The organism is Marinobacter alexandrii, assembly GCA_039984955.1.
Classification (GTDB): domain Bacteria; phylum Bacteroidota; class Bacteroidia; order Cytophagales; family Cyclobacteriaceae; genus Ekhidna.
On sequence record JBDWTN010000007.1, the window covers coordinates 19,227 to 40,646 of the forward strand.

Here is a 21,420-nt window from a genome sequence, read left to right on the forward strand (position 1 = left end):
TCTCGTTTTAATATTAACTGAATAAAGCCCCAGCAATTGTAGCCGTCATCATTGTAGCTAAAGTAGCAGCAACAAGGGCTCTCAACCCTAGCTTTGAAAGATCAGCTTGTCTATTGGGTGCCATTCCGCCAATTCCTCCTATTTGAATAGCTATTGAACTAAAGTTTGCAAACCCACAAAGAGCATAAGTAGATATGATTATAGACTTTTCATTTAATAGTCCAGCCGACTTCATATCAGCAAGGCTGAGATATGCTACAAATTCATTTATGACTGTTTTCTGCCCTAATAAACTCCCCACTTTAATAGTTTCAGCCCAATCAACTCCCATGATAAATGCAAAAACTCTAAAAACCTGTCCCAATATGTACTGCAATGAAAACCCATCAAACGCACCATCGGTAGTTCGTACGACAAATTCATTCAGTCCCGTCCATTCGCCAATACCATCGACGAGAATCCAGTTCAATGCAAAGATGACTGCTATAAAAGCAAGTAGCATTCCTGCAATATTCAATGCAAGTTTGACTCCATCAGAAGCTCCTCTCGCTAAAGCATCCACTAGATTCACTCCAATATTTTCTTTATTTACGCTGAGGCTACTGTCAATTTTTTCAGGTTCATTTTCAGGTAAAAATATTTTAGCCATCACTATTGCCGCCGGTGCATTCATGATTGAAGCACTTAATAGATAGGTAGCAAAAATTTGTTGTTGGACTGGGTCTCCTCCGCCCAAAAAAGAGACATACGCTCCTAATACACTACCTGCAATGGTTGCCATACCTCCTGTCATGAGGCAATTAAGCTCAGAGTTAGTCATCTTAGAGATGAAGGGGCGAACAAGAAGAGGTGCTTCCGTTTGGCCTAGAAAAATGTTTCCAGCTGCTGAAAGACTTTCAGCTCCTGAGAGTCTCATAGTTTTTGCCATAAGCCACGCAAATCCATAAACTATCTTCTGTAATAGTCCGAGGTAATATAGTCCTGCCGTGACGGCTGAAAAGAATATGACTGTAGGAAGGGCTTGAAAAATAAATAGAAATCCCAGATTATGTTTTGCATCTCTTACCGCTTCGCTATTTTTTGCTAAGTCTCCGTATAAAAATTCAGCGCCTTTTAATCCGAAATTGAGGAATTTTACAAATCCAGCACTTGCCCACGAAAAAAGTTGATTTACAAAATCAACGTTCGCTATCATTAAGCCTATGATTACTTGAATGGTAATCCCGATACCAACTAATCTGAAGTCTACATTTTTACGGTTACCTGATAGTAACCAAGCAATACCTATGAGTCCTATAAGTCCGACAATTCCTCTTAGGTAATCCATACTAGTTTCGCTTATTCAACACATCTCTAATATGGGCAGCTTTTTCATAATCTTCTTTATCTAGCGCCTCATTGAGAAGTTTTTCAAGCTCACTTGATGACAGATCCTCTATGTTTTTATTTTCTGATTTACCTACTTCTCTCTCTACAATCTCATCCTCAAATTCATCTGTGAGAACTATACCTGCTTCAGTTAGAATGCTTTCGTTAGTAAAGAAATCAACATTGAATCTTAATCCTATGGCTATTGCATCAGAAGGTCTTGAGTCGATTTCAAATACTTTACCTTCATGCTCACAGATAATTCTGGCAAAGAATACCCCTTCCTTTAAATCTGAGATGTATATTTCTTTGATTTCAATTTCGAAATTATGAGAAAAAGTTTTGAAAAGATCATGCGTCATAGGTCGATTTGGAACAATCTTCTCTATTTCAATCGCAATTGCCTGAGCTTCAAACATACCTATGATGATTGGAAGTCGTCTATTTCCTCCAGTCTCTCCTAGAACTAATGCAAAGGAGCCTGATTGGGATTGGCTAGAAGACAATCCTAAAATCTCCAATTTTATCTTATCATTGGCCATTAACCCTGTGCCTTCTTAATTGCTTCAGTAAGTTTTGGAAGTACATCGAAGGCATCACCAACAACTCCATAGTCAGCCGCTTTGAAAAATGGAGCTTCTGAATCCTTGTTGATTACCAAAATGTACTTTGAGGAGTTTACACCAGCTAAGTGCTGAATAGCTCCTGAAATCCCTACAGCTATGTATAGTGAAGGACTTACTTTAATACCTGTCTGTCCCACATGCTCGTGATGAGGCCTCCAATCCATATCCGATACAGGTTTACTACAGCCAGTAGCAGCTCCAAGTGTCTTTGCCAGATCTTCTATCATTCCCCAGTTCTCTGGGCCTTTGAGTCCTCTACCTCCTGAAACAACTAAATCCGCTTCTGGTAAAAGAATATCTCCTTCCGCTTTTTCTACCTTGGTCGTTTTTACTGTAAAATCACCATCACTTATGTTTGGTGAAAATCCAACTACTTCTGCAGATCCGCCATCTTCTTTAATAGCGATCGCATTTTTCTTGATAATGATAATTTTCTTATCTCCCTCAAGGTTGGTATTCGCGAATGCCTTTCCTGTATAAATACTTTTCTTAACTGCATACCCACTTGATGTGTCAGGTAAATCGGACACATTTGAAGCCAACGCAGCATCTACTTTAATGGATACTCTTGCTGAAACTGGATCTCCCAAAGAGCTTTTAGCTAAGACCAAGAGGTCTGCGTTTTCCTGATTCATAGCCTCTGCTATAGCCGACGCATAAGCCATAATGTTAGGTGAAGATAATTTCTCATCTGTCACATTCAATACCTTCCCAGCTCCTGCTTTTCCTATTTCATCAATGTCTGAAACATTGCCAAAAACTATAGCAGTGACATCACCTGCCACTGCGTGAGCATAACTTACAGCTTCAAGTGATGATTTCTTTACTTTTCCTTCGTCCGTTTCTACAAATGCTAATGCTGCCATATTATATCACTTTTGCTTCGTTCTTCAATAAATTCACCAATTCATCCATATTATCTGGATCTACCAATTTAACGTCTCCTTTTGCTGGAGGTAGTTCAAACTTACTAACCTTAGTCTTAGCTGAATCTCCAGTTGGGTCTTTCACCTCTAGGGGCTTAGTTCTTGCGCTCATAATTCCTCTCATATTTGGAATCTTCCATTCAGCTATTGGCTCTTGGCACCCAGCCACGAAAGGTAGTGGCAATTCCATATATTCTTTTCCTCCTTCTATCTCTCTCGATATTTTAGCTGTGGTTCCTTCAATATCTAACGTCATAACTGGTGACAAGGAAGGTATTCCTAGAAGCTCACCTACCATACTATGAACCTGACCCCCATTGAAATCGATAGATTCTCTTCCCATCAGGATTAAATCATATCCGCCATCCTTTGCTATGGAGGCAATCTGTTTTGCTACGAACAAAGCATCTTCTGGAAATGCATTAACTCTGATAGCATCATCCGCTCCTATAGCCAACGCCTTTCTTATAGTCGGTTCTGTTTCTGCCTCTCCTACATTCAGGACTGTAATACTTCCTCCGCTTTGCTCTTTCAACTCTACAGCCCTTGCAAGAGCATAATCATCATAGGGTCCGATGATAAATTGAACACCATTTTTGTCAAACTTCGTATCATCATCGGTAAATCCTATACGAGATGTAGTATCAGGCACATGCGTTATACAAACTAATATTTTCATTTATTAAATCGAGTGTTTTTAGAAGAAACAAGCGAGAAGCGAAACAGTTCAACCCCTCTGATTTTCGAACCTCGAAGTTAGCAATTATGTCGAATTTGGGAAGACTGAATCTATGCTTTTCATAAAATCAGCAAATGATTTATTACGAAACATGAAATACTTAATCAAAAACGCTCAATACAATTATTATTCCTGATAATGGTTTTATAATTCCAAATTATATTTTAAATTCATTATTAAGAACCAAATATTAATTATTATGAGAAGATTAAAAACGCTGGGCTTCTATGCCCTAGCTATGATCATACTATGGTCATGTCAAGAAAGTGAAACACAAACTCCGGAGTTAGATGATGTTCCTCCTGAGGTATTGGCTAAAATTTCTGCATTAGGATTTAATGCAGATGAAGTAAAAATGTATGACGATCAGTTGTTTATTGAAGGTGATATTTTAATCTCCCTTGAGCAATTGAATCAAATGTCTCCAAGTGATGGGCTTCTTATTGAAGAGCATTACCACACAGACAATCTAGTGACTGCAACTCCAAGAACAATCAATGTTTACGTTCAGAATATGCCCGCTAACTATGCGCAAGCAACAGACATTGCTATTTCAAGGTATAATTCGGAAAGCCTGAATTTGACTTTTCAGCGAGTGACGAGTGCCGGTCAAGCGGATATCACAATAAGGGCATCTCCTTGGTACTACTATTTCTTTGGAATTTTGGGTTCAGCTGGCTTTCCAGAAAATGGGAACCCGCACGGAACAATTCTGATGACCAGAGCCTTTTATGACAATGTCTCAAACATTAATGGGTTAGCCACAACCATAGCTCATGAAATGGGTCATTGCATAGGGTTTCGTCATACAGACTATATGGACAGAAGCTACAGTTGTGGCGGGGCTCCTGACAATGAAGGTGATGGTGGTATAGGAGCTAATTATATTCCTGGTACACCATCAGGTCCTAGTGCAAACTCCTGGATGCTGGCATGTGGATCCCCGGAAGGAGATAGACCATTTACTACCGATGATCAAACAGCTCTAGAATATGTGTATTAAATAGGAAAACACCATATCGATTGATTTTAGGGTGCAGAGTTTTCTGCACCTTTTTTCATTCTCAATTTATAATACTAATTCCCATATTGAGAAATTGTTAATACCCTTAATTGCAACTCATAAGCTCTAACAGTATTGGCACAACTTTCGAAGCTCTTACTCGGAAATGATAACTATGAAAAATACATTTTCGATACTCGTCTTAATATTCAGTCCCCTTTTCGCCTTACCACAATCTCAAATTGTGAATGAAGAAATTGAATTGATTGAGACATTCCACAGCGTCAATCTAAACTCCCGATATAATGTTTATTTGAAACAATCGAATGAGACGAAAATTGAAGTCAAAGCATTAAAAGAATTTTTGGATATCTCCGAATTCACTGTAGAAGATGGCGTACTAAATATTGATATTGAACGTGACGAAAAAGATAAAAGCATCTGGGAACAAATCGATGATATCAAAATAGCTCCCAAACTTGATGTTTACCTTTCCATGCAAGAAGTAAAGGCTATATCGGTGAATGGAAATGGTAAACTAGTATCTAAAAATTCCATCTCCTCGAATACATTGACATTAAATATTTCAGGATCAGGAACTTTAGAACTAGATATTAAAGGAAAAGATCTGTCTATAAACAATTCAGGAAATGGTTTGATTAAACTTAAAGGCTATGCAAATCATGTAAATCTGGAACAGTCAGGTTACGGGAAAATAGAAGCTTTCGATTTAGACTTAAAAACAGCAATTGCCAAATCTACCGGTTCAGGTGACGTTGAAATTAGTGTTTCTCAAGACTTAAAGGCCTACGTTTATGGAGATAGTACTATTAAGTTCAAAGGGAATACAAAGGAAGTAAAGAAGAAAGAATATGGATCCGGTAAAGTAGAGCGCACTTACTAGAAATACGAATTTCATTTTTCTTAAAACTCTGGCACTACCATCCATCCTATGGATGGTTTTTTAGATCAAAGGCAGCTTCATTTAAATTGACGGGCAAATGACGGGTATATTGCAAGTTATTTATTTGGCAAGAAATCCAAGTCGAGATAGAATTGCAAAAACAATTACAAAAATGAAACAGCCCGAACTTGGAATACGATTGGCAGATCTTCGACAGCAGAAGAATCTCACACAGGAAGAGTTGGTAGATGCTTGCAATGTAAGTGTACGAACAATTCAACGAATAGAGTCTGGTGATGTAACACCTCGAATTTCTACCGTTAGAATACTCCTTTCTGCCCTCGGTGAAGATTTCGAAATTTTTAAAGAAGAGGTCAAAATCACTAAGCCTAAACGCTACCTTTCTTCATTAGAATCTTGGCTCACGGTAGCATGGATTTCAGGGATTATCTATTTTATCGTTGGGTTTATTGATGCTGCATATGATTTCGCCAGATATGAAAACCTAGGGTTTGAGACTATTCAACTTGACTCATCACCACAATTTTACATACCTATTAAGATCATTTATTTCATATCATACGTTTTCTTCTTCTACGGCTTCATTCGGCTTTCAGACTACTTCGACAACTATCTATTGAAAATTACTTGCTATATAATGATTGGTCTTTTTGCTCTATCGACATCTTTAGACATTGCTTCACTTTACATTAAAATCAGTGAGGGGAACCTAATCATGTTTGGGGTAGGTGAATCTATTTCTGTAGGTGCGGTAGGGATTATTCTGGGCATAGGTTTTATGAGACTTCAGGATGGAATGGGAGTACTCGCAAGAGCAGCTGGAATAACTGAAATTATTGCAGGAGCATGCTTTGTATTAGTCATTCTATTCTTTTTGGGTTTTGTTGTATTGGTGCCAGCAATCATTCTAGAGATTATCCTGTTATTCAAGGGATATGAGTTCATCAAAGCAGAACGTCTCAAAGCCTAATCATCATGAAAAAAACGTTTTTATGCTTCGGGCTGATTGGTCTGATATCAATAACCTATTGCCTCTTCCAAAATATCATAGAATGGAATTTTGGATGGAATGATATTCCAAAACAAATTGATCAAGAGGGTTTTACAGGAATCCAAGATTCTTCTTATCTAGCTGCTATTTCTCTAGCAGAAAAATCTGCGCGAAAAGTTCAGAAAGAAAGCTCATCTCCATCTATTTCAATTGCAGCAATGATCGATGGGAAGATGGTTTGGACATACGCTGCGGGCATGCAATCAATCGAAGATAAAACTCCTGCAGATACGAGTACCCTGTATCGCATTGGAAGCGTCTCCAAGGCTATAACATCTATGGGATTAGGGAAGCTTATTGATGATGAGAAAATCAGTCTGGACTCATCTATTCAATATTATACCGACGCATTCATCGATAAACCTAAAATTACACTTCGACAACTAGCTTCACATCAATCAGGTATTCGAAACTATGGTGTATGTTTTTGCTTTCCTATTTGGGAATATTATCGAAACAAGGAGTTTTCCAGTGTAAAAGAGAGTGTCGATGAATTTTCTAATGATCCGCTACTATTCAAACCTGGAACTGATTTTTCATATAGTTCATATAACTACACTGCTTTAAGCTTCGCTATAGAGAAAGTTGCTAACAAGAGTTTTATTCAATACATGAAAAATGATGTATTTGAAGTACTTGATATGAAGTATACACAGCCTGACATAAAAGAATCAGAAATATCAAATAGATCAGTCCCTTATGAGATTGATAGAGGGATATTCAAGCAATCTTTTTCCGTGAACCTGAGCAACAAATGGGCCGGTGGCGGACTTCTTTCTACACCATCTGATTTAGTTAAAGTCGGTAATGTATTATTGGATAGTACATTTCTCAATCACAGAACCATAAAAGAGCTAACTACTCCACAAGTACTTTCAGACGGAACCATCAATGAGCAGAACTATGCATTGGGGTGGCGTCATGGTTTTTCAAAACGATACTTTGATGGAGCAAAGCAAATTGAAGTGATTCATCATGGAGGAATGGCTGTAGGTGGACTCGCTCTTTTAATCGTATATCCAGAATATAATTTAGTAATGGCACTTACCATGAATAGATCCGGTCAGCATGGGCGCTTTGAGTTATTTGAGTACATACGACCCATTGCTGAAATATTCATGAAGGAAATAGATAGATAAGTTTAGTCTAGACTATTTTTGAAAAAAAAGTTATGAAAGCTTTAAAACTCTCCTTTGTCTCATTAGCATTTTCTGTTTTTCTACCTGCTTGTGGAGATGATGATTCAGATTCAGGCCCCTCATTTGACTTTATAGACCAAGACCTTCAAGGTAGCATTGATGGTATCAGTTTTACAAGTAAAGGAGGTTTTTTTGATGAAGGCTTTGATGAGGGGACAATCAGTATCAGATTATACGACGTTTCTGAAGAAGGTGATATATGTGAGATTTTTGGCAATGAATCTGTTTCAGCTTCCGCGATACTGCCTGATGAGATTGGAATACATGAATTGTTCTTCGATATTAGTTCTTTTAGTGGGATTGTAGTTAATCTGGTCAATCCAAATGGCGAAGATGGAATTCCTCAAAACAATTTAGCTTTTATAGGAGCTGTTGAAATTTTAAGCATTTCAGAAACACAAATAACTGGTAGAATGGATGCAACACTAGACAGTGATAATACCGTAAACGGAAATTTTACAGTGATTTCATGTGACGCAAACTAAATCCTTGTGATCTTTTGTCATTAAAGTGACTTAAGCAAATAGATAGTAGTGATAAAATTATCTAGCAAACTACCTTCGTCCTATGAGTGAAGAAGTTGATATTTTAATCGTAGGAGCTGGCCCTATTGGATTGGCATGTGGAATAGAAGCGCAAAAAGCTAACCTTTCTTATATAATTGTAGATAAAGGATGCTTAGTGAACTCCCTCTACAATTACCCTAAAAATATGACCTTCTTCTCTACCTCTGATCGCTTAGAAATTGGCAAGGTTCCTTTCATTTCCCATAACCCTAAACCTACTAGAGCGGAAGCATTGGAATACTATCGTAGAGTAGCCTCCTCCTGGAAACTACAAACACGATTGTATGAAGAAGTGGAAGAGGTGAAAAAAAAGGGTAAAGGCTTTATAGTCAAATCCAATAAACGAAATTATACTGCAAAAAATTTAATTATAGCAACTGGTTTTTATGATCTGCCTTACTTATTGAATGTACCCGGAGAGGATTTATCAAAGGTTAAGCATTATTACGATGAACCTCACCCCTACTATGACATGGATGTCGTGATAGTTGGAGCTGCTAACTCCTCTGTCGATGTGGCACTTGAGGTGTATCGTAAAGGAGCTAAAAGCGTTACTATGGTGATTCGGGAGGAGGAAATTAATCCTAGAGTAAAATATTGGGTAAGACCTGATATTGATAATCGCATAAAGGAAGGATCAATCAAAGCTTACTTTCAGAGCAACATTACAAAGATTTCAGAGCAATCTGTCGATATAAAAACTCCTAAGGAAAACATTACTATTCCAAATGATTTTGTCCTTGCCATGACTGGTTACCAACCAAATTTTTCATTTCTTAAAAGCATAGGTGTTGAAATTGGAAAAGATGAATTTAAAACTCCCTTCTATAATGCTAAAACCATGGAAACAAATGTAGATGGAGTTTATTTAGCAGGTGTGATCTGTGGTGGGCTGAAAACCAATACATGGTTTATTGAAAACTCCAGAGAGCATGCAGAACTAATTATCAGTCACCTTTCTAAGAATTAATACATTGGAACAATACATTGGCCTCATTGCCGCCTTTCTTACAACTGTATCGTTTGCGCCTCAGGCGATCAAAACTATCCGAACTCGAAACACCGAGAGTATCTCTCTAGGTATGTATGTCTTATTTACAACCGGCGTTGGTTGCTGGCTGGTGTATGGCTTATACTTAAACAATTTGCCTATTATTCTAGCGAATTCAATAACGTTGATTCTTACAGGAATCATATTGATAATGAAAGTGAAACATGGCTAAAGTTAGCCCTTCACCTTACCACTGAGCACACTAATATTCTGATTGTATGGGTTTCCATTCGTCCGTCTCAATGAAATAATTTGCCCCACATGATTGATTGCATCTGCAATAGGACCATTTAGTAAATTCCAAAAAGGGTATTCAGTTCCTGATGAAAATATCATGTCATATTTCATCAAGTCATCAGGAGTTGATTCTTTTAAGCGTTCACTTGACATTCGTATACTACTGAGGGTCAGCTTTCTTTTGTCCTCATAGGACATCCCTTCTATATCGATACCATTGAATGGCTTCTGATCAACTGCATTGGAAAGAATTCCTACCAATACAACTATATGATTTATTGTTTCTTCAATCGTTCGAGCCTCCTCGCTAGGCTTAAATGCAAGGTCTTCAGCTCTCAGCCCTTCAGTGGCCCAATAGTATCTAAACCCTAATCCATCCACTACACGGGCCGCTACAGTTCCTGCAGTATACTTCTTCGGAGAATCCGGTATTTCATAGTAATGGTCATTTCTATTTCCCTGGCCGATAACCGAACCAAGTAGTGTAATAAACAAAGCAGTTGAACATATTGATTTCATTCGATAAACTTAAGCTAAATCCTAACAAATAATGATCTACCTAATTTGATACTGATTTAAGCTCTTTTCATTGACTAGATTCGCTCCATGAATGCTGAAAGAATCAAATTATTAAAGCAATTCATAGACGAAGAGCCTTCCAACCCTTTCAATAGGTATGCATTGGCCATGGAATACTATGATGTAGACGCTGAAGAATCATTGGAATTGTTAAGGAAACTACTTTTAGAATATCCTGATTACTTGCCTTCTTATTTCAAAGCCGCCCACTTGCTATGGGATAATGAAGAATGGGAGGAAGCAAATAAGGTTTTTCAAGAAGGTATTGAATTGGCAGGTAAGCAAGAGAATCAAAAAGCACTTGCTGAGTTAAAAGCAGCTCATCAAAATTTCGAATTTGATAGAGAATAGATACAAGAAGAAAAATCTAAACAATCTGTACCTAAGGCTGTTTGTAAAATAAGATTGAAATAATATAGATTAACATGAACATTATCACGATAGCATTCATAATTATTTTAATAGCTCTAATTGTTTGGGTCATAAGTTCATTTACACAATTCAAAAAAATGGATGACCAACCCGATGATTACACAAGTAGAAGAACTTTCAAGTCATTGAGTGATGGCTCAGATGAGATCTGAAAACTAGACATAGATTTCGTATGACTTAAATTTGGTCTATGAAAATGGCCAAGACTACTCAAGAATATTTCGATTCGAATCCCAGCTATCTCTCCATTCTTGAAAAACTCCAGCATATCATTCTTCAGACAGAACTAGATGAAAGAATGAAATGGGGAATACCTACTTACTGTCTTGGGAATAAAAACATAGTCAGCATTGGCGCTTTCAAAAGCTATGCTGGCCTCTGGTTTTTCAATGGGGCTTTCCTGAAAGATTCCGCATGTGTATTAGTCAATGCACAAGAAGAAAAAACGAAAGGTCTGAGACAATGGCGATTTACATCTTCTGATGATATTGATGAAAAACTGGTTTTGAAATACGTGCAAGAAGCCATACAAAATCAGAAAGACGGTAAAGAAATAAAGTCAGAGAAAAAGCCATTGATTATTCCAGACGAACTGAAAGAAGCACTGGCTTCTAATAGTCCACTTTCGGAAGCATTCGAAAATTTATCGCTTTCTTACAAAAGAGAATATGCTGAATACATAGCCACAGCAAAGCGAGACGAAACAAAGCAAAAGCGACTTCAAAAAATCATTCCAATGATTCTTGACCAAGTTGGCTTGAATGATAAGTACAAATAATCTTATCTATTTAGCTTCTAAAATCAATCACAATCTTTCCCACAGAGTCTGGGTCTTTGAATCTGTCAAATGCCTGAATGTAGTCTTCTAAATCAAATGTTTTATCTATAGTTGGAAAGATTTGATATTCATTAACCCACTCCAACATTTCCTTAAACTCATCATCACTACCCATAGTAGATCCCATAATCTGTGCTTGGGACCAGAATAGTCTGAATACATCTAATTTTTCCGGATGTCCAGTAGTACTTCCATACATGACTATTCGACCAGCAGGTTTTATCATTTTCAGGTAATTATTTAGCTGATTACCTCCTGCACTATCAATAATCGCATCAAACCCTCCATGTTTACTTGCCTCCCTCTCCCATTTTTCATTTTTATAATTAAAACCCTCCTTCACTCCCATCTCCTTTAATCGATCAATCTTCTCCTCGCTACCGCTCGTGACATAAACTTGCGCTCCAGAGGCTATGGCAAAAGCAATTGCAAACTGACTCACTCCACCTCCTGCTCCCGTAACAAGCACTCTTTTTCCTTGATTTGAGAGTCCTTTCTTTATCGTAGCTCTGAAGGCGGTAAGCGCTGCAAGGGGCAATGCCGCTGCTTCTGCATCACTCAAATGAGCTGGTTTTTCATGTAATCTGTGAATTGGTACTTTGATGTATTCAGCAAGTGTTCCATTGGTAGGCATGCCAAGAACTGAGTAACTAGCAGATTGAACATCTGGATTATTCCCCCAATCTACATTTGGATTGATAATAATTTTTTTTCCTTTCCACTCAGCAGGGCCTTCTTCTACAATTCCGCATCCATCTGATCCCAGTATTGTGCCAAATTGGATACCTGGATACATACCTTCCCTTATCCATTGATCTCGGCGATTAAGTGCAGAGGCAGACAACTTAATCAAGCACTGGTCTTCTGAAATTTCAGGCTTGTCAACCTCAACTAATTGTAATGGTTCCGATTCTTCGGTAATCGTAATCGCTTTCATTTCCTTAATAGCAAAATTCTAAAAGTTCTAAATTGTCAGCATCATAGCTTTCGAAGCTGGCCTCTATCCTTTTCTAGAAAGGAGCATCGTCTTCCTGCTGATCACCACCATTTGCTTTACTTGGCAAAGTAATTGTGAAGTCAGAATTGGTTGGACCTGAAGTTGGAAAACCTCCAAAACCATCGCCCTGATCTCCATCCCAGTCCGTAAACTTGGTAAATTTGCCTATGAACTTAAGATTGACAGTATCCAATGAACCATTTCTGTGTTTGGCAATAATCACTTCACCTAACCCTTGCAAAGGCATACCCGATTCATCCGTATCTAAACCATAATATTCTGGACGGTAAAGGAACATTACCATATCTGCATCTTGCTCAATAGATCCTGACTCCCTCAAATCAGAAAGTTGAGGTCGCTTATCTCCTCCTCTTGTTTCCACGGCTCTACTCAATTGAGATAGTGCAAGTACTGGCACATTCAGCTCTTTAGCAATTCCCTTCAATGCTCTTGAAATTGAAGCAATCTCCTGCTCACGATTTCCCATGCCTTTGCTGCTATCACCACTCATCAGTTGTAAGTAGTCAATGATGATCAGCTTCACTCCATGCTGAGCAGCTAGTCTTCTACACTTAGCTCTTAGCTCGAGGATACTCAGTGCAGGTGTATCATCAATAAAAATTGGAGCTTCAGATAATTTTCTCGTTTTGTGAATCATCTGCTCCCACTCATAGTCTGCAAGGTCTCCCTTTTTAATTTTTTCACTAGGCAGCTCAGCTTCAGCAGAAATCAATCGATTGACTAACTGAACTGAGGACATCTCAAGAGAAAAAATAGCCACTGGATGATTAAAGTCAATAGCTGCGTTACGAAGTGCTGATACGACAAATGCAGTTTTACCCATACCTGGTCTTGCTGCAATAATGACTAAATCTGACGGCTGCCATCCTGATGTAACGCGATCTAATGCAGAGAATCCACTAGGCACTCCCGTCAATCCATCTTTACGATCTTTTCTAATTTGAATCTCATCAATGGCTTGATGCATCAATGCACTCATCTTATCATAGTTCTTTCTTATGTGAGATTCAGAAACGTCAAATAGTGATTGCTCTGCCCTGTCCAACAATTTGAATACATCAGTCGTATCCTCATAGGCATCTTTTTGGATCTCTGAAGAAATACGTATCAACTCACGCTTGATTGACTGCTCGGCAATGATACGAGCATGATACTCAATGTTTGCAGCAGAGTTTACTTTAGTGGTAAGTTCAGCTACATAATGCGCTCCGCCTACAATGTCTAGCTTGGCCACTTTACGAAGCTGATGAGTGACTGTCTTGATGTCAATAGGCTGGCTATCATTGAATAGCACTACTATTGCTGCATAAATTTCGCGATGAGCATCTTTGTAAAAACTTTCTGAATGCAGAATATCAATAACGTTGGAAAGTGCATCACGCTCCAACATGAGTGCCCCTAAAACTGCTTCTTCTATCTCAACTGCTTGTGGTGGTAATTTCCCTAAATGCTCTTGAACTGTGGAAAGGCCGATTCTACGGCTTTTTGCTTGTGTTGTTGACGGTTTTTGAGCTCCTTCCATTAAGAATTTTTTCAAAGTTGAGATTGGTCCTGCAAACTTAGCTTTTGCTTGACCATGATCCGCTAATTTTTAAGTTGACTTACTAACACTTTTCCACCGTACTTATCCACAACGATTAATTAGTCTCTTTGGTGCTTTATATTATCTTTGATCCATACCTATTTAATAGCAACATTTTGTTCAAACTCAATCTTAAAAACCCCCTTGTCGTTTTTGATCTCGAAACGACAGGAACCAATATTTCTCAGGACCGCATAGTCGAGATGGCAATGGTCAAAGTAATGCCTGATGGTACTATTGAAGAGAAGTCCAGAAAGATCAATCCCACCATTCCAATACCCACAGAAACCAGCATGATTCATGGGATATATGATGAGGATGTAAAAGATGAGCCTACATTTAATCAAATAGCTAAATCACTGGCTCAATACCTTGAGGGGTGTGATTTATCTGGATTTAATGTACTGGGATTTGATGTTCCCATGCTTGCTGAAGAGTTTTTACGTGCCAATGTCGATTTTGACACAGAACAAAGAAAAATCGTTGACGCTCAAAAAATTTTCCATCTGATGGAAAAAAGAAACTTGACTGCTGCACTTAAATTCTATTGTGACAAAGACCTAGAGAATGCGCATAGTGCGCTGGCAGATACCAAAGCTACTTATGAAGTTTTGGTATCGCAGATTGAAAGATATGAAGGACAGGATGCATTCGACACACTCGGGAAGAAGCTAGCTACCATCGAAAATGATATGGGCATACTTCATGATCTTGCCATGTCTTCAAGAGTTGATTTTGCCGGACGCATGATTTATAAAGACGGAATAGAGGTATTCAATTTTGGAAAGCATCGAGGGAAGCCTGTCTCAGAAATTCTTCAAAAAGAACCCAGCTTCTATGACTGGGTAATGAAAGGAGATTTCCCACTTGATACTAAACGAAAGCTAACCAAAATCAAATTGAGAGGCTTTAATCGGTAAATATGTATGACAAACAATCCATAGTTGTTCACTTTAAAGGATGGATCAATAGTTTGGAACCCGTACATAGATTATCTGAACAATTAAGAGAAGTTCTAAATGATAACTCACTAGGAATTTTCGACGGTCACGAAATTGCGATGGATGGTAGTCATGGATCTTTATTTGTTTATGGTCTAGATTCAAAGGCTCTCTTTGAAATAGTAAAACCCTTTCTAGTTTCTGCTGATTTGCTGAAGTGTACACAAGCAATATTGAGATCTGGCACTTCAGAAAGGGAGAATAATGAAATAATTATCGATCTTTAGAAAAAGTAGATAAGTTATCGTATCTCTTCAACTCAAAGACATCTATAAATCGTACGGCCAAGTGCCTGTACTTGAAGGAGTTTCGCTAGCAATACAACCTTCAGAAACGATTGTATTGCTAGGCCCAAGTGGATGTGGAAAAACAACTCTTCTTAAGTTAATCAATCGACTCATTGAACCAGATAGCGGTGCAATACTGGTAGATGATCAAAACATCAACGTATTAGAAAAGCATACTCTTCGTAGAAACATTGGCTTTGTAATTCAAGATGTTGGCTTGTTACCTCACATAACCATTGAGGAAAATATTTCCCTGGTCAATAGGATTGACCGTAAACTTTTCACTCAAGAAAAGCTCAAAGAGCTCATTACTTTAGTTGATCTGAATGAAAGCCTACTTTTAAAATTCCCTTCTCAATTAAGCGGAGGACAACAGCAACGTGTTGGTATTGCTAGAGCTCTTGCAAATGATCCTGATCTTATTTTAATGGATGAGCCCTTCAGTGCGCTGGATAACATTACACGAAATCAACTTCAGGAGGATTTCCTAAACCTTTCTGTTTTACGTGAGAAGACCATCGTATTGGTAACACACGATGTTCAAGAAGCATTTAAGCTGGGCGATCGAATAGCTATTTTAAATAAGGGTCAAGTCCAACAATTTGCTACACCCACAGAAATTCTTTCAAATCCTGCTAATGATTTTGTGGCCTCTTTCATAGCTAAGGATAAAGTGTCGTTATTCCTTCACAGTGCACAAATAGATGGGGAATCTTTAATTGACTTCCTGAATAATGATTCAATTGACGAGAAGAATCGTAGATCTAAACTCAATGAAGTTTTAAACTCTTACAAACCATGAGTCTGTGGGAATTCATCATATCGCATTGGGATGAAATCGTTGATCAAACAGCGGAACACTTAAAACTCACGCTTGTTTCAATGATCATTGCAACGATTCTTGGAATTTCAATAGGGATTCTCATTACAAAAATCGAAAAAATAGCCTCAGTCACTTTAGGTTTTGTAGGTGTAATCCAAACTATTCCTAGCCTTGCCTTACTCGGATTTTTGCTACCTCTTGTTGGTATTGGTACCACTCCTGCCATCATTGCCCTCTTCCTTTATGCACTACTACCGATTGTGCGAAATACTTACACTGGTATCAAAGAGATAGACCCAGCAATCAAAGAGGCTACAGTGGGTATGGGGATGACTAAAATCCAATTGCTTAGGTATGTTGAATTTCCCTTAGCATTTCCAGTTATCCTGGCAGGTATTCGTACATCTACCGTTATTAATGTAGGTATAGCTACACTTTGCGCATTAATCGCCGCAGGTGGCTTAGGTGAGTTTATTTTTAGAGGTATTTCGTTGAATAATTCTCAAATGATTCTCGCTGGAGCAATTCCAGCTTCTATTTTGGCAATTGGATTAGACTCCCTACTTGGGCTTATTCAAAAAAACTATAGAAGCAAATCAACGTGGATTCTAGTTGTGAGCCTCGTGGGTGGGATTCTTATTGCAAGCAGTTTTTCTCAATCAGAGATTGAAAGCAAATTAGTTGCGGGGTTTAATTCCGAATTCATTGAAAGAGAAGATGGCTACATGGGGCTTGATTCAATGTATGATCTCCCTATCGAAATAAAAGAAATGGAAATTGCTTTAATGTACCACGCACTGTACGAAGGAGATGTAGATGTAATAGATGGGTTTAGTACCGATGGTAGAATTCAGGAATTCAATTTGCAATCTTTAGTAGATGATAAAGATTACTTCCCTCCATACTATGCCGTGCCTCTTGTCAACAGCAATTCTTTGGCTAAACATCCCCAATTGAATGAATGCTTCGCTCTATTATCAAACGCTCTATCTGATTCCTTAATGGCAAGCTTAAACTATGAAGTAGATGGAAACAAAAGAGAGTTATCAACTGTAGCCAATGAGTTTTTAAAGACCTTGAATATCTACGCAAACCCAGAAGCTGGTTCTTGGCCGAATCCGGATCTAGTAATAGGTTCGAAAGCATTTTCAGAAAATTTCCTTTTGGCCTACATTTTCTCACAACTTATTGAAAATAAAACTTCCTTAAAAACCAAATTACAACTAGGTTTTGGGGGCACTAAGTTGGTTTTTGATGCATTGAGATTTGGCGAAATTGATATTTACCCAGAATATACTGGCACTGCCTATTTGGTACTTCTAAACAAGAAACCTGCAGACGTATCAGACTTCAATGATACAGAAATTGTGTTGGAAAGTGTTCGTTCTGAATTAGCTGAAAAGCATAGTATCACGGTAATGCCTCCGTTAGGTTTTAATAACACTTTTGCCTTAATGATGAGAAAAGCACATGCCGATTCTCTCCAAATCAAAACCATCAGTCAGTTATCCGACTATCTTAAAAAGTAACTCCCATCACAATAAACTAAATCAAAATTAAGCCTATATTATGTTATATTTGATTTTTACCTAGCCCTATGCCTAACACCTTTAAAAAGAACGCTAGCCTACGTTTATTTAGCCTTGTCTCCTTAGTCATTGTCATCTACTTGATATTGGTATGGCTATTGGTTTTCGTAGAAAAAGATAGTGATCAATCTGCACTTAACAATTACTCCAATGCATTTTGGTATTCTTTGGTAACGCTAACAACAGTGGGTTATGGAGATATATTTCCAGCTACGATTTGGGGTCGATATATATCTCTCATTTTCATACTTACCAGTATTGGTATTTTCGGAATTTTAATTGGAAAACTTACTACGCTTATGACAACTATTAAGGAAAATAAGAAGCTTGGATACGCCGGCACAAGTTTCACGAATCATGCTGTAATCATTGGATGGAATGACTTTGGGTGGCATGTAGTTGATCAACTGGTAGGTGTAGGTAGAAGAGTTTCTGTTGTCACCAATAAGAAAGATGATGTTGATCTCATTCGAGAAAAATATAACTCTAAGAATGTCTTCGTACTGTTCAGCGATTATAATAATCATGAACTCATCAAAAAGTCCAATATTGAGGAGGCTACTATTGTGTTTGTCAATATGATGGACGACACAGACAAATTGGTGTATGTCTTGAACTTGAAGAAAATCTTTCCTGAAACTGAGTTCGTAGTGACACTTGAAAATGGAGATTTGAAAAACACATTCCTATCTGCTGGTGTCAGTAACACTATCTCGACTCAAGAGATATCATCTAAATTACTAGCATCGTACATGTTTGAGCCTGACGTAGCTACTTACAGTGAATCTATCCTTTCTTATGCTAAGTCAGATAGCGATTATGATATCAAACAGCTTTTGATTACCCCTAACAATCCTTACAGTGGCAAAGCCTATCAGGATGTTTTCTTTGACCTCAAGAAACGATACAATTGTGTACTTATTGGTATCACCAAACGTGACAAGTTTGGCCAAAAAAAGCTAATTAAGAATCCTTTGGGTGATTTAAAGATCACATCTGGAGATTACTTAATCATCATTTTAAATGGAAAAGCTTTTAAACTGTTGAAGAAAATATTTGGTGTGGAAGAAGGTACTGTAAAGGATAGAAGAAAATGAAAAAGCTATTATCTCTCTCACTGCTGATTGCAGCATTAATTGGTTGTAAAAACAAAGACATTAATGAAGGTGAAGAGTTTAGGCCCAGAGCTGTCAAAGATAGTTTTGAGGATACGCACTTTACTAAAATATCCGTGGATGGTGTAGAATACATTTTGACTGAGAGAGACAATAACAATCCTCACGAAGGTTTTGGTTTTATGGCTTTTAGAGCCAATACTCTGATGGAAAAACAAGACACTATTTTATCTTATCTGAGAGCTTTACAGCATTTTCAAAATAAGATGTATTCAAGAATGTACAATATTTCTACTGACTCAGGTCAGTCAGAATTTGATACTAAATTAGTTGAGTTTCTATCCCTTGAAAAAGGGGAATTGGAAGAATTACGAAAAGAGGATCTGGTAACTAAAGAAAAAGAAGAGAACGAATAAAATCATTCTCTTCTCCTAATTGTATATGTTATGCGAAAAACGCTTTTAGTTGACTAAGCGCATCTGCTAGAGAAGCATCAACTCCAGAATTTGCAACAATATCTTTCCCAATTTTTTCCGCGTCTATCAACTCATCTCTATCCTTAAATACTTCACTAAGAATGTTACAATCATCAATGATTGAGTAAAGAATAGTAAATGCAGGCGAAGGCTTAGCGCTTTTGAAAACAATTGCCTTCAAGTTATTTCTAATTTCTTGTTCGAAGGCATAATTTGCATTGTCCATTCGATCTGAAAGAGGAATCCAAAGCAATTTTGTTTCTTCCTTCCTTAGAATACCTCTCTGTACTAAAAGCGCATTCAAATCTTCTTGAATGTCTTTAAACTTAGAAGACATTGCCTTTACTTGATCAATAAAAGATGGGCCTGTCTGAAGCTTCTTCAATACATTATCTAGAATACCATTACCTGTACCAATGGTGTCAATTACTGAAACATTTCCACCATCAAGCTTAATCTTTTTCAAAAGGTATAACTCCAGAATACATGCAGAAATCACTCCAGGAACTACGGTTTTTTCTGCAGCAGCCAAGATTCGACCTTCTTCGTCATCTAAAGCAATTAAATAAAATCCTTCAGCGATACTTAGTTTCATAGTTGGTTACTTTCTTTTATCTACAGTTTAGTCAGAACAGCGAAGTTCATAAATTTTAATTAAATGTGGGATGGTATTAATCTATTTTTTCAACAAAGCTCCAATTGTGAGTCCTTGAACTAAAATCGAAAACACCACAACACAATAAGTTGTGAATAGAATTGTATCTTTTATCGAGGTGTCGATCCACTCCAAATCAGTTAATGAAAGAGCTAGTGCCACCGAGATACCTCCTCTTAACCCTCCCCAAGTTAAAATTTGAATTGTTTTTGGTTCAAAAGTTCTAAATCGCTTCATCACTGTAATAGGAATACTTACACCTAAAAATCTTGCTGTCAATACAATAACAATACCTATACCTCCTATTGCAAGGTTGCCAAGTGTGAAGGATTCAGCTATTACCAACATCTCCAATCCAACCAATATAAAAAGAATCGCATTTAAGGCTTCATCAAGCAAATGCCAAAATTTAAAAACATATTCTCCCGTAGCATTGGCCAGATGCTCATCTCTTCCTTGGTTACCAATAAACAGTCCCATTACCACCATTGCAAGTGGTGCCGAAACATGAATCATCTCCGAAACACGACCGCCAACCATCACAAGAGTCAGAGTAACGAGCACTTCAAGCTCCACATGATCATTTTCAATAAAGTTCAGCAGCTTGAAGCCACAAAACCCAAACACAGCACCAAGTAGCAATCCTCCGAATACTTCAACACTGAATAGCATTGCAACACTAGCAGCCGTTATTTCGCCTGAACCATGTCCACCAGGCTCATGGATACCGGCCTGTGCTTTCGCTATTCCGAGGATAGTTAGGAATACAACAACACCAACTCCGTCATTGAAAAGTGATTCTCCAGCAATTTTAATTTCTAATTTCTTCGAAAGTCCTGCCTTTTTTGTCAATGCTAATACGGCTATCGGGTCCGTTGGTGAAATCAAAGCACCAAAAAGCAAGCAATAGATCAAATCGATTTCATAGCCCAAGAGCGGGAAGATATAAAAGATTAAGAAGCCTACTATAAAAGTTGACATTAACGTCCCAACCGTTGCAAGTATTACAACCGGAACACGTTCCTCCATCAACTTATTCAAATTGATAGAAAGTGCTCCTGCAAATAGAAGAAAGTTGAGCATCACATTCATCAGTACTTCTTCGAAATCGAATTCAGCGATTATATGCTCTGCTCCTTCGGTAACTGACGGCACAAAATAGCCCAAAATAAGTATTGCGAGAGACATGATCAAGGCAATCAACATCAACCCAATGGTCGAAGGCAGCTTTACTACGGTAATATTAATTAGCGTAAAAGCAGCGGCCATTAAAATCAGCAAGGTGATTAATTCTAATATACTCATCGGCGAAGTAGGTAGAAGTTTCTTTTGGT

At 37.8% G+C, this 21,420-nt stretch carries 25 protein-coding genes; 16 read left to right on the forward strand and 9 right to left on the reverse strand.

All coding sequences use genetic code 11. The features are described 5' to 3' along the window. Positions 1–13 precede the first annotated feature (13 nt). Genes ABJQ32_06355 through ABJQ32_06370 form a run of 4 tightly spaced genes read right to left on the reverse strand, consistent with a single transcriptional unit; the run spans position 14 to position 3,599 of the window. Entirely contained in the window at positions 14–1,327 is a 1,314-nt protein-coding gene (locus tag ABJQ32_06355; protein MEP5289254.1) for a nucleoside transporter C-terminal domain-containing protein, read from the reverse strand. Position 1,328: 1 nt separating this feature from the next. Further along, positions 1,329–1,910, reverse strand: a complete 582-nt coding sequence (locus ABJQ32_06360; GenBank protein ID MEP5289255.1) for a bifunctional nuclease family protein — start codon at positions 1,908–1,910, stop codon at positions 1,329–1,331. Beyond that, the gene (locus tag ABJQ32_06365; GenBank protein ID MEP5289256.1) at positions 1,910–2,860 is read right to left on the reverse strand and encodes an electron transfer flavoprotein subunit alpha/FixB family protein; all 951 of its coding nucleotides are present in this window, start codon (positions 2,858–2,860) and stop codon (positions 1,910–1,912) included. The genes ABJQ32_06360 and ABJQ32_06365 overlap by 1 nt, the downstream gene beginning before the upstream one ends. Before the next feature lies 1 nt (position 2,861). Continuing rightward, entirely contained in the window at positions 2,862–3,599 is a 738-nt protein-coding gene (locus ABJQ32_06370) for an electron transfer flavoprotein subunit beta/FixA family protein (protein MEP5289257.1), read from the reverse strand. Positions 3,600–3,858: 259 nt separating this feature from the next. Here ABJQ32_06370 and ABJQ32_06375 point away from each other — a divergent pair, with 259 nt between their 5' ends. The 7 genes from ABJQ32_06375 to ABJQ32_06405 all read left to right on the forward strand — a co-directional run bounded on the left by ABJQ32_06375 (position 3,859) and on the right by ABJQ32_06405 (position 9,626). Continuing rightward, complete coding sequence (locus tag ABJQ32_06375; protein MEP5289258.1) at positions 3,859–4,662, forward strand: M57 family metalloprotease; 804 nt, start codon at positions 3,859–3,861, stop codon at positions 4,660–4,662. A gap of 175 nt (positions 4,663–4,837) precedes the next feature. After that, positions 4,838–5,566 carry a head GIN domain-containing protein gene (locus ABJQ32_06380; protein MEP5289259.1) on the forward strand — a complete coding sequence of 243 codons (729 nt, stop codon included), beginning with the start codon at positions 4,838–4,840 and terminating at the stop codon, positions 5,564–5,566. A 172-nt stretch (positions 5,567–5,738) separates the two neighbouring features. Then, positions 5,739–6,557 (forward strand): helix-turn-helix domain-containing protein, encoded by an 819-nt coding sequence (locus tag ABJQ32_06385; protein MEP5289260.1) that lies wholly within the window; start codon positions 5,739–5,741, stop codon positions 6,555–6,557. A gap of 5 nt (positions 6,558–6,562) precedes the next feature. Then, a complete protein-coding gene (locus ABJQ32_06390) occupies positions 6,563–7,777 on the forward strand; it encodes a serine hydrolase domain-containing protein (protein ID MEP5289261.1) in 1,215 nt (404 codons plus the stop codon). A 32-nt stretch (positions 7,778–7,809) separates the two neighbouring features. Beyond that, on the forward strand, positions 7,810–8,322 hold the full coding sequence (locus ABJQ32_06395) for a hypothetical protein (protein ID MEP5289262.1): 513 nt from the start codon (positions 7,810–7,812) through the stop codon (positions 8,320–8,322). 82 nt (positions 8,323–8,404) lie between these two features. Next, entirely contained in the window at positions 8,405–9,373 is a 969-nt protein-coding gene (locus ABJQ32_06400; protein MEP5289263.1) for a YpdA family putative bacillithiol disulfide reductase, read from the forward strand. 4 nt (positions 9,374–9,377) lie between these two features. Then, on the forward strand, positions 9,378–9,626 hold the full coding sequence (locus ABJQ32_06405) for a SemiSWEET transporter (protein ID MEP5289264.1): 249 nt from the start codon (positions 9,378–9,380) through the stop codon (positions 9,624–9,626). 2 nt (positions 9,627–9,628) lie between these two features. Here ABJQ32_06405 and ABJQ32_06410 read toward each other — a convergent pair whose 3' ends face one another. After that, positions 9,629–10,210, reverse strand: a complete 582-nt coding sequence (locus ABJQ32_06410; protein MEP5289265.1) for a hypothetical protein — start codon at positions 10,208–10,210, stop codon at positions 9,629–9,631. A gap of 87 nt (positions 10,211–10,297) precedes the next feature. Between ABJQ32_06410 and ABJQ32_06415 the strand changes: the two genes are divergently transcribed. The 3 genes from ABJQ32_06415 to ABJQ32_06425 all read left to right on the forward strand — a co-directional run bounded on the left by ABJQ32_06415 (position 10,298) and on the right by ABJQ32_06425 (position 11,480). Next, entirely contained in the window at positions 10,298–10,621 is a 324-nt protein-coding gene (locus tag ABJQ32_06415; GenBank protein MEP5289266.1) for a hypothetical protein, read from the forward strand. A gap of 74 nt (positions 10,622–10,695) precedes the next feature. Next, complete coding sequence (locus ABJQ32_06420) at positions 10,696–10,854, forward strand: hypothetical protein (GenBank protein MEP5289267.1); 159 nt, start codon at positions 10,696–10,698, stop codon at positions 10,852–10,854. A gap of 38 nt (positions 10,855–10,892) precedes the next feature. Further along, a complete protein-coding gene (locus ABJQ32_06425; protein ID MEP5289268.1) occupies positions 10,893–11,480 on the forward strand; it encodes a YdeI/OmpD-associated family protein in 588 nt (195 codons plus the stop codon). Between the two features lie 10 nt (positions 11,481–11,490). Here ABJQ32_06425 and ABJQ32_06430 read toward each other — a convergent pair whose 3' ends face one another. Further along, positions 11,491–12,477, reverse strand: a complete 987-nt coding sequence (locus tag ABJQ32_06430; protein MEP5289269.1) for a zinc-binding dehydrogenase — start codon at positions 12,475–12,477, stop codon at positions 11,491–11,493. Positions 12,478–12,550: 73 nt separating this feature from the next. After that, a complete protein-coding gene (dnaB, locus tag ABJQ32_06435) occupies positions 12,551–14,095 on the reverse strand; it encodes a replicative DNA helicase (protein MEP5289270.1) in 1,545 nt (514 codons plus the stop codon). Positions 14,096–14,211: 116 nt separating this feature from the next. On the opposite strand from dnaB, the gene ABJQ32_06440 reads away from it, so the two are divergent. The 6 genes from ABJQ32_06440 (at position 14,212) to ABJQ32_06465 (ending at position 19,371) form a co-directional block, all read left to right on the forward strand. Then, entirely contained in the window at positions 14,212–15,060 is an 849-nt protein-coding gene (locus ABJQ32_06440) for a 3'-5' exonuclease (GenBank protein ID MEP5289271.1), read from the forward strand. Positions 15,061–15,062: 2 nt separating this feature from the next. Further along, positions 15,063–15,368: a hypothetical protein gene (locus ABJQ32_06445; GenBank protein ID MEP5289272.1), complete on the forward strand. Its 306-nt coding sequence runs from the start codon at positions 15,063–15,065 to the stop codon at positions 15,366–15,368. Between the two features lie 61 nt (positions 15,369–15,429). Next, positions 15,430–16,230 carry an ATP-binding cassette domain-containing protein gene (locus ABJQ32_06450; GenBank protein ID MEP5289273.1) on the forward strand — a complete coding sequence of 267 codons (801 nt, stop codon included), beginning with the start codon at positions 15,430–15,432 and terminating at the stop codon, positions 16,228–16,230. After that, on the forward strand, positions 16,227–17,780 hold the full coding sequence (locus ABJQ32_06455) for an ABC transporter permease/substrate-binding protein (GenBank protein ID MEP5289274.1): 1,554 nt from the start codon (positions 16,227–16,229) through the stop codon (positions 17,778–17,780). Before ABJQ32_06450 ends, ABJQ32_06455 begins: the two co-directional genes overlap by 4 nt. Positions 17,781–17,848: 68 nt before the next feature. Beyond that, positions 17,849–18,937 (forward strand): ion channel, encoded by a 1,089-nt coding sequence (locus tag ABJQ32_06460; GenBank protein MEP5289275.1) that lies wholly within the window; start codon positions 17,849–17,851, stop codon positions 18,935–18,937. Next, positions 18,934–19,371 (forward strand): hypothetical protein, encoded by a 438-nt coding sequence (locus ABJQ32_06465; protein ID MEP5289276.1) that lies wholly within the window; start codon positions 18,934–18,936, stop codon positions 19,369–19,371. Before ABJQ32_06460 ends, ABJQ32_06465 begins: the two co-directional genes overlap by 4 nt. 28 nt (positions 19,372–19,399) lie before the next feature. On the opposite strand, the gene ABJQ32_06470 is transcribed toward ABJQ32_06465, so the two are convergent. Next, entirely contained in the window at positions 19,400–20,026 is a 627-nt protein-coding gene (locus tag ABJQ32_06470; protein MEP5289277.1) for a GPP34 family phosphoprotein, read from the reverse strand. A gap of 81 nt (positions 20,027–20,107) precedes the next feature. Then, complete coding sequence (locus tag ABJQ32_06475) at positions 20,108–21,391, reverse strand: sodium:proton antiporter (protein ID MEP5289278.1); 1,284 nt, start codon at positions 21,389–21,391, stop codon at positions 20,108–20,110. Positions 21,392–21,420: the final 29 nt, after the last annotated feature.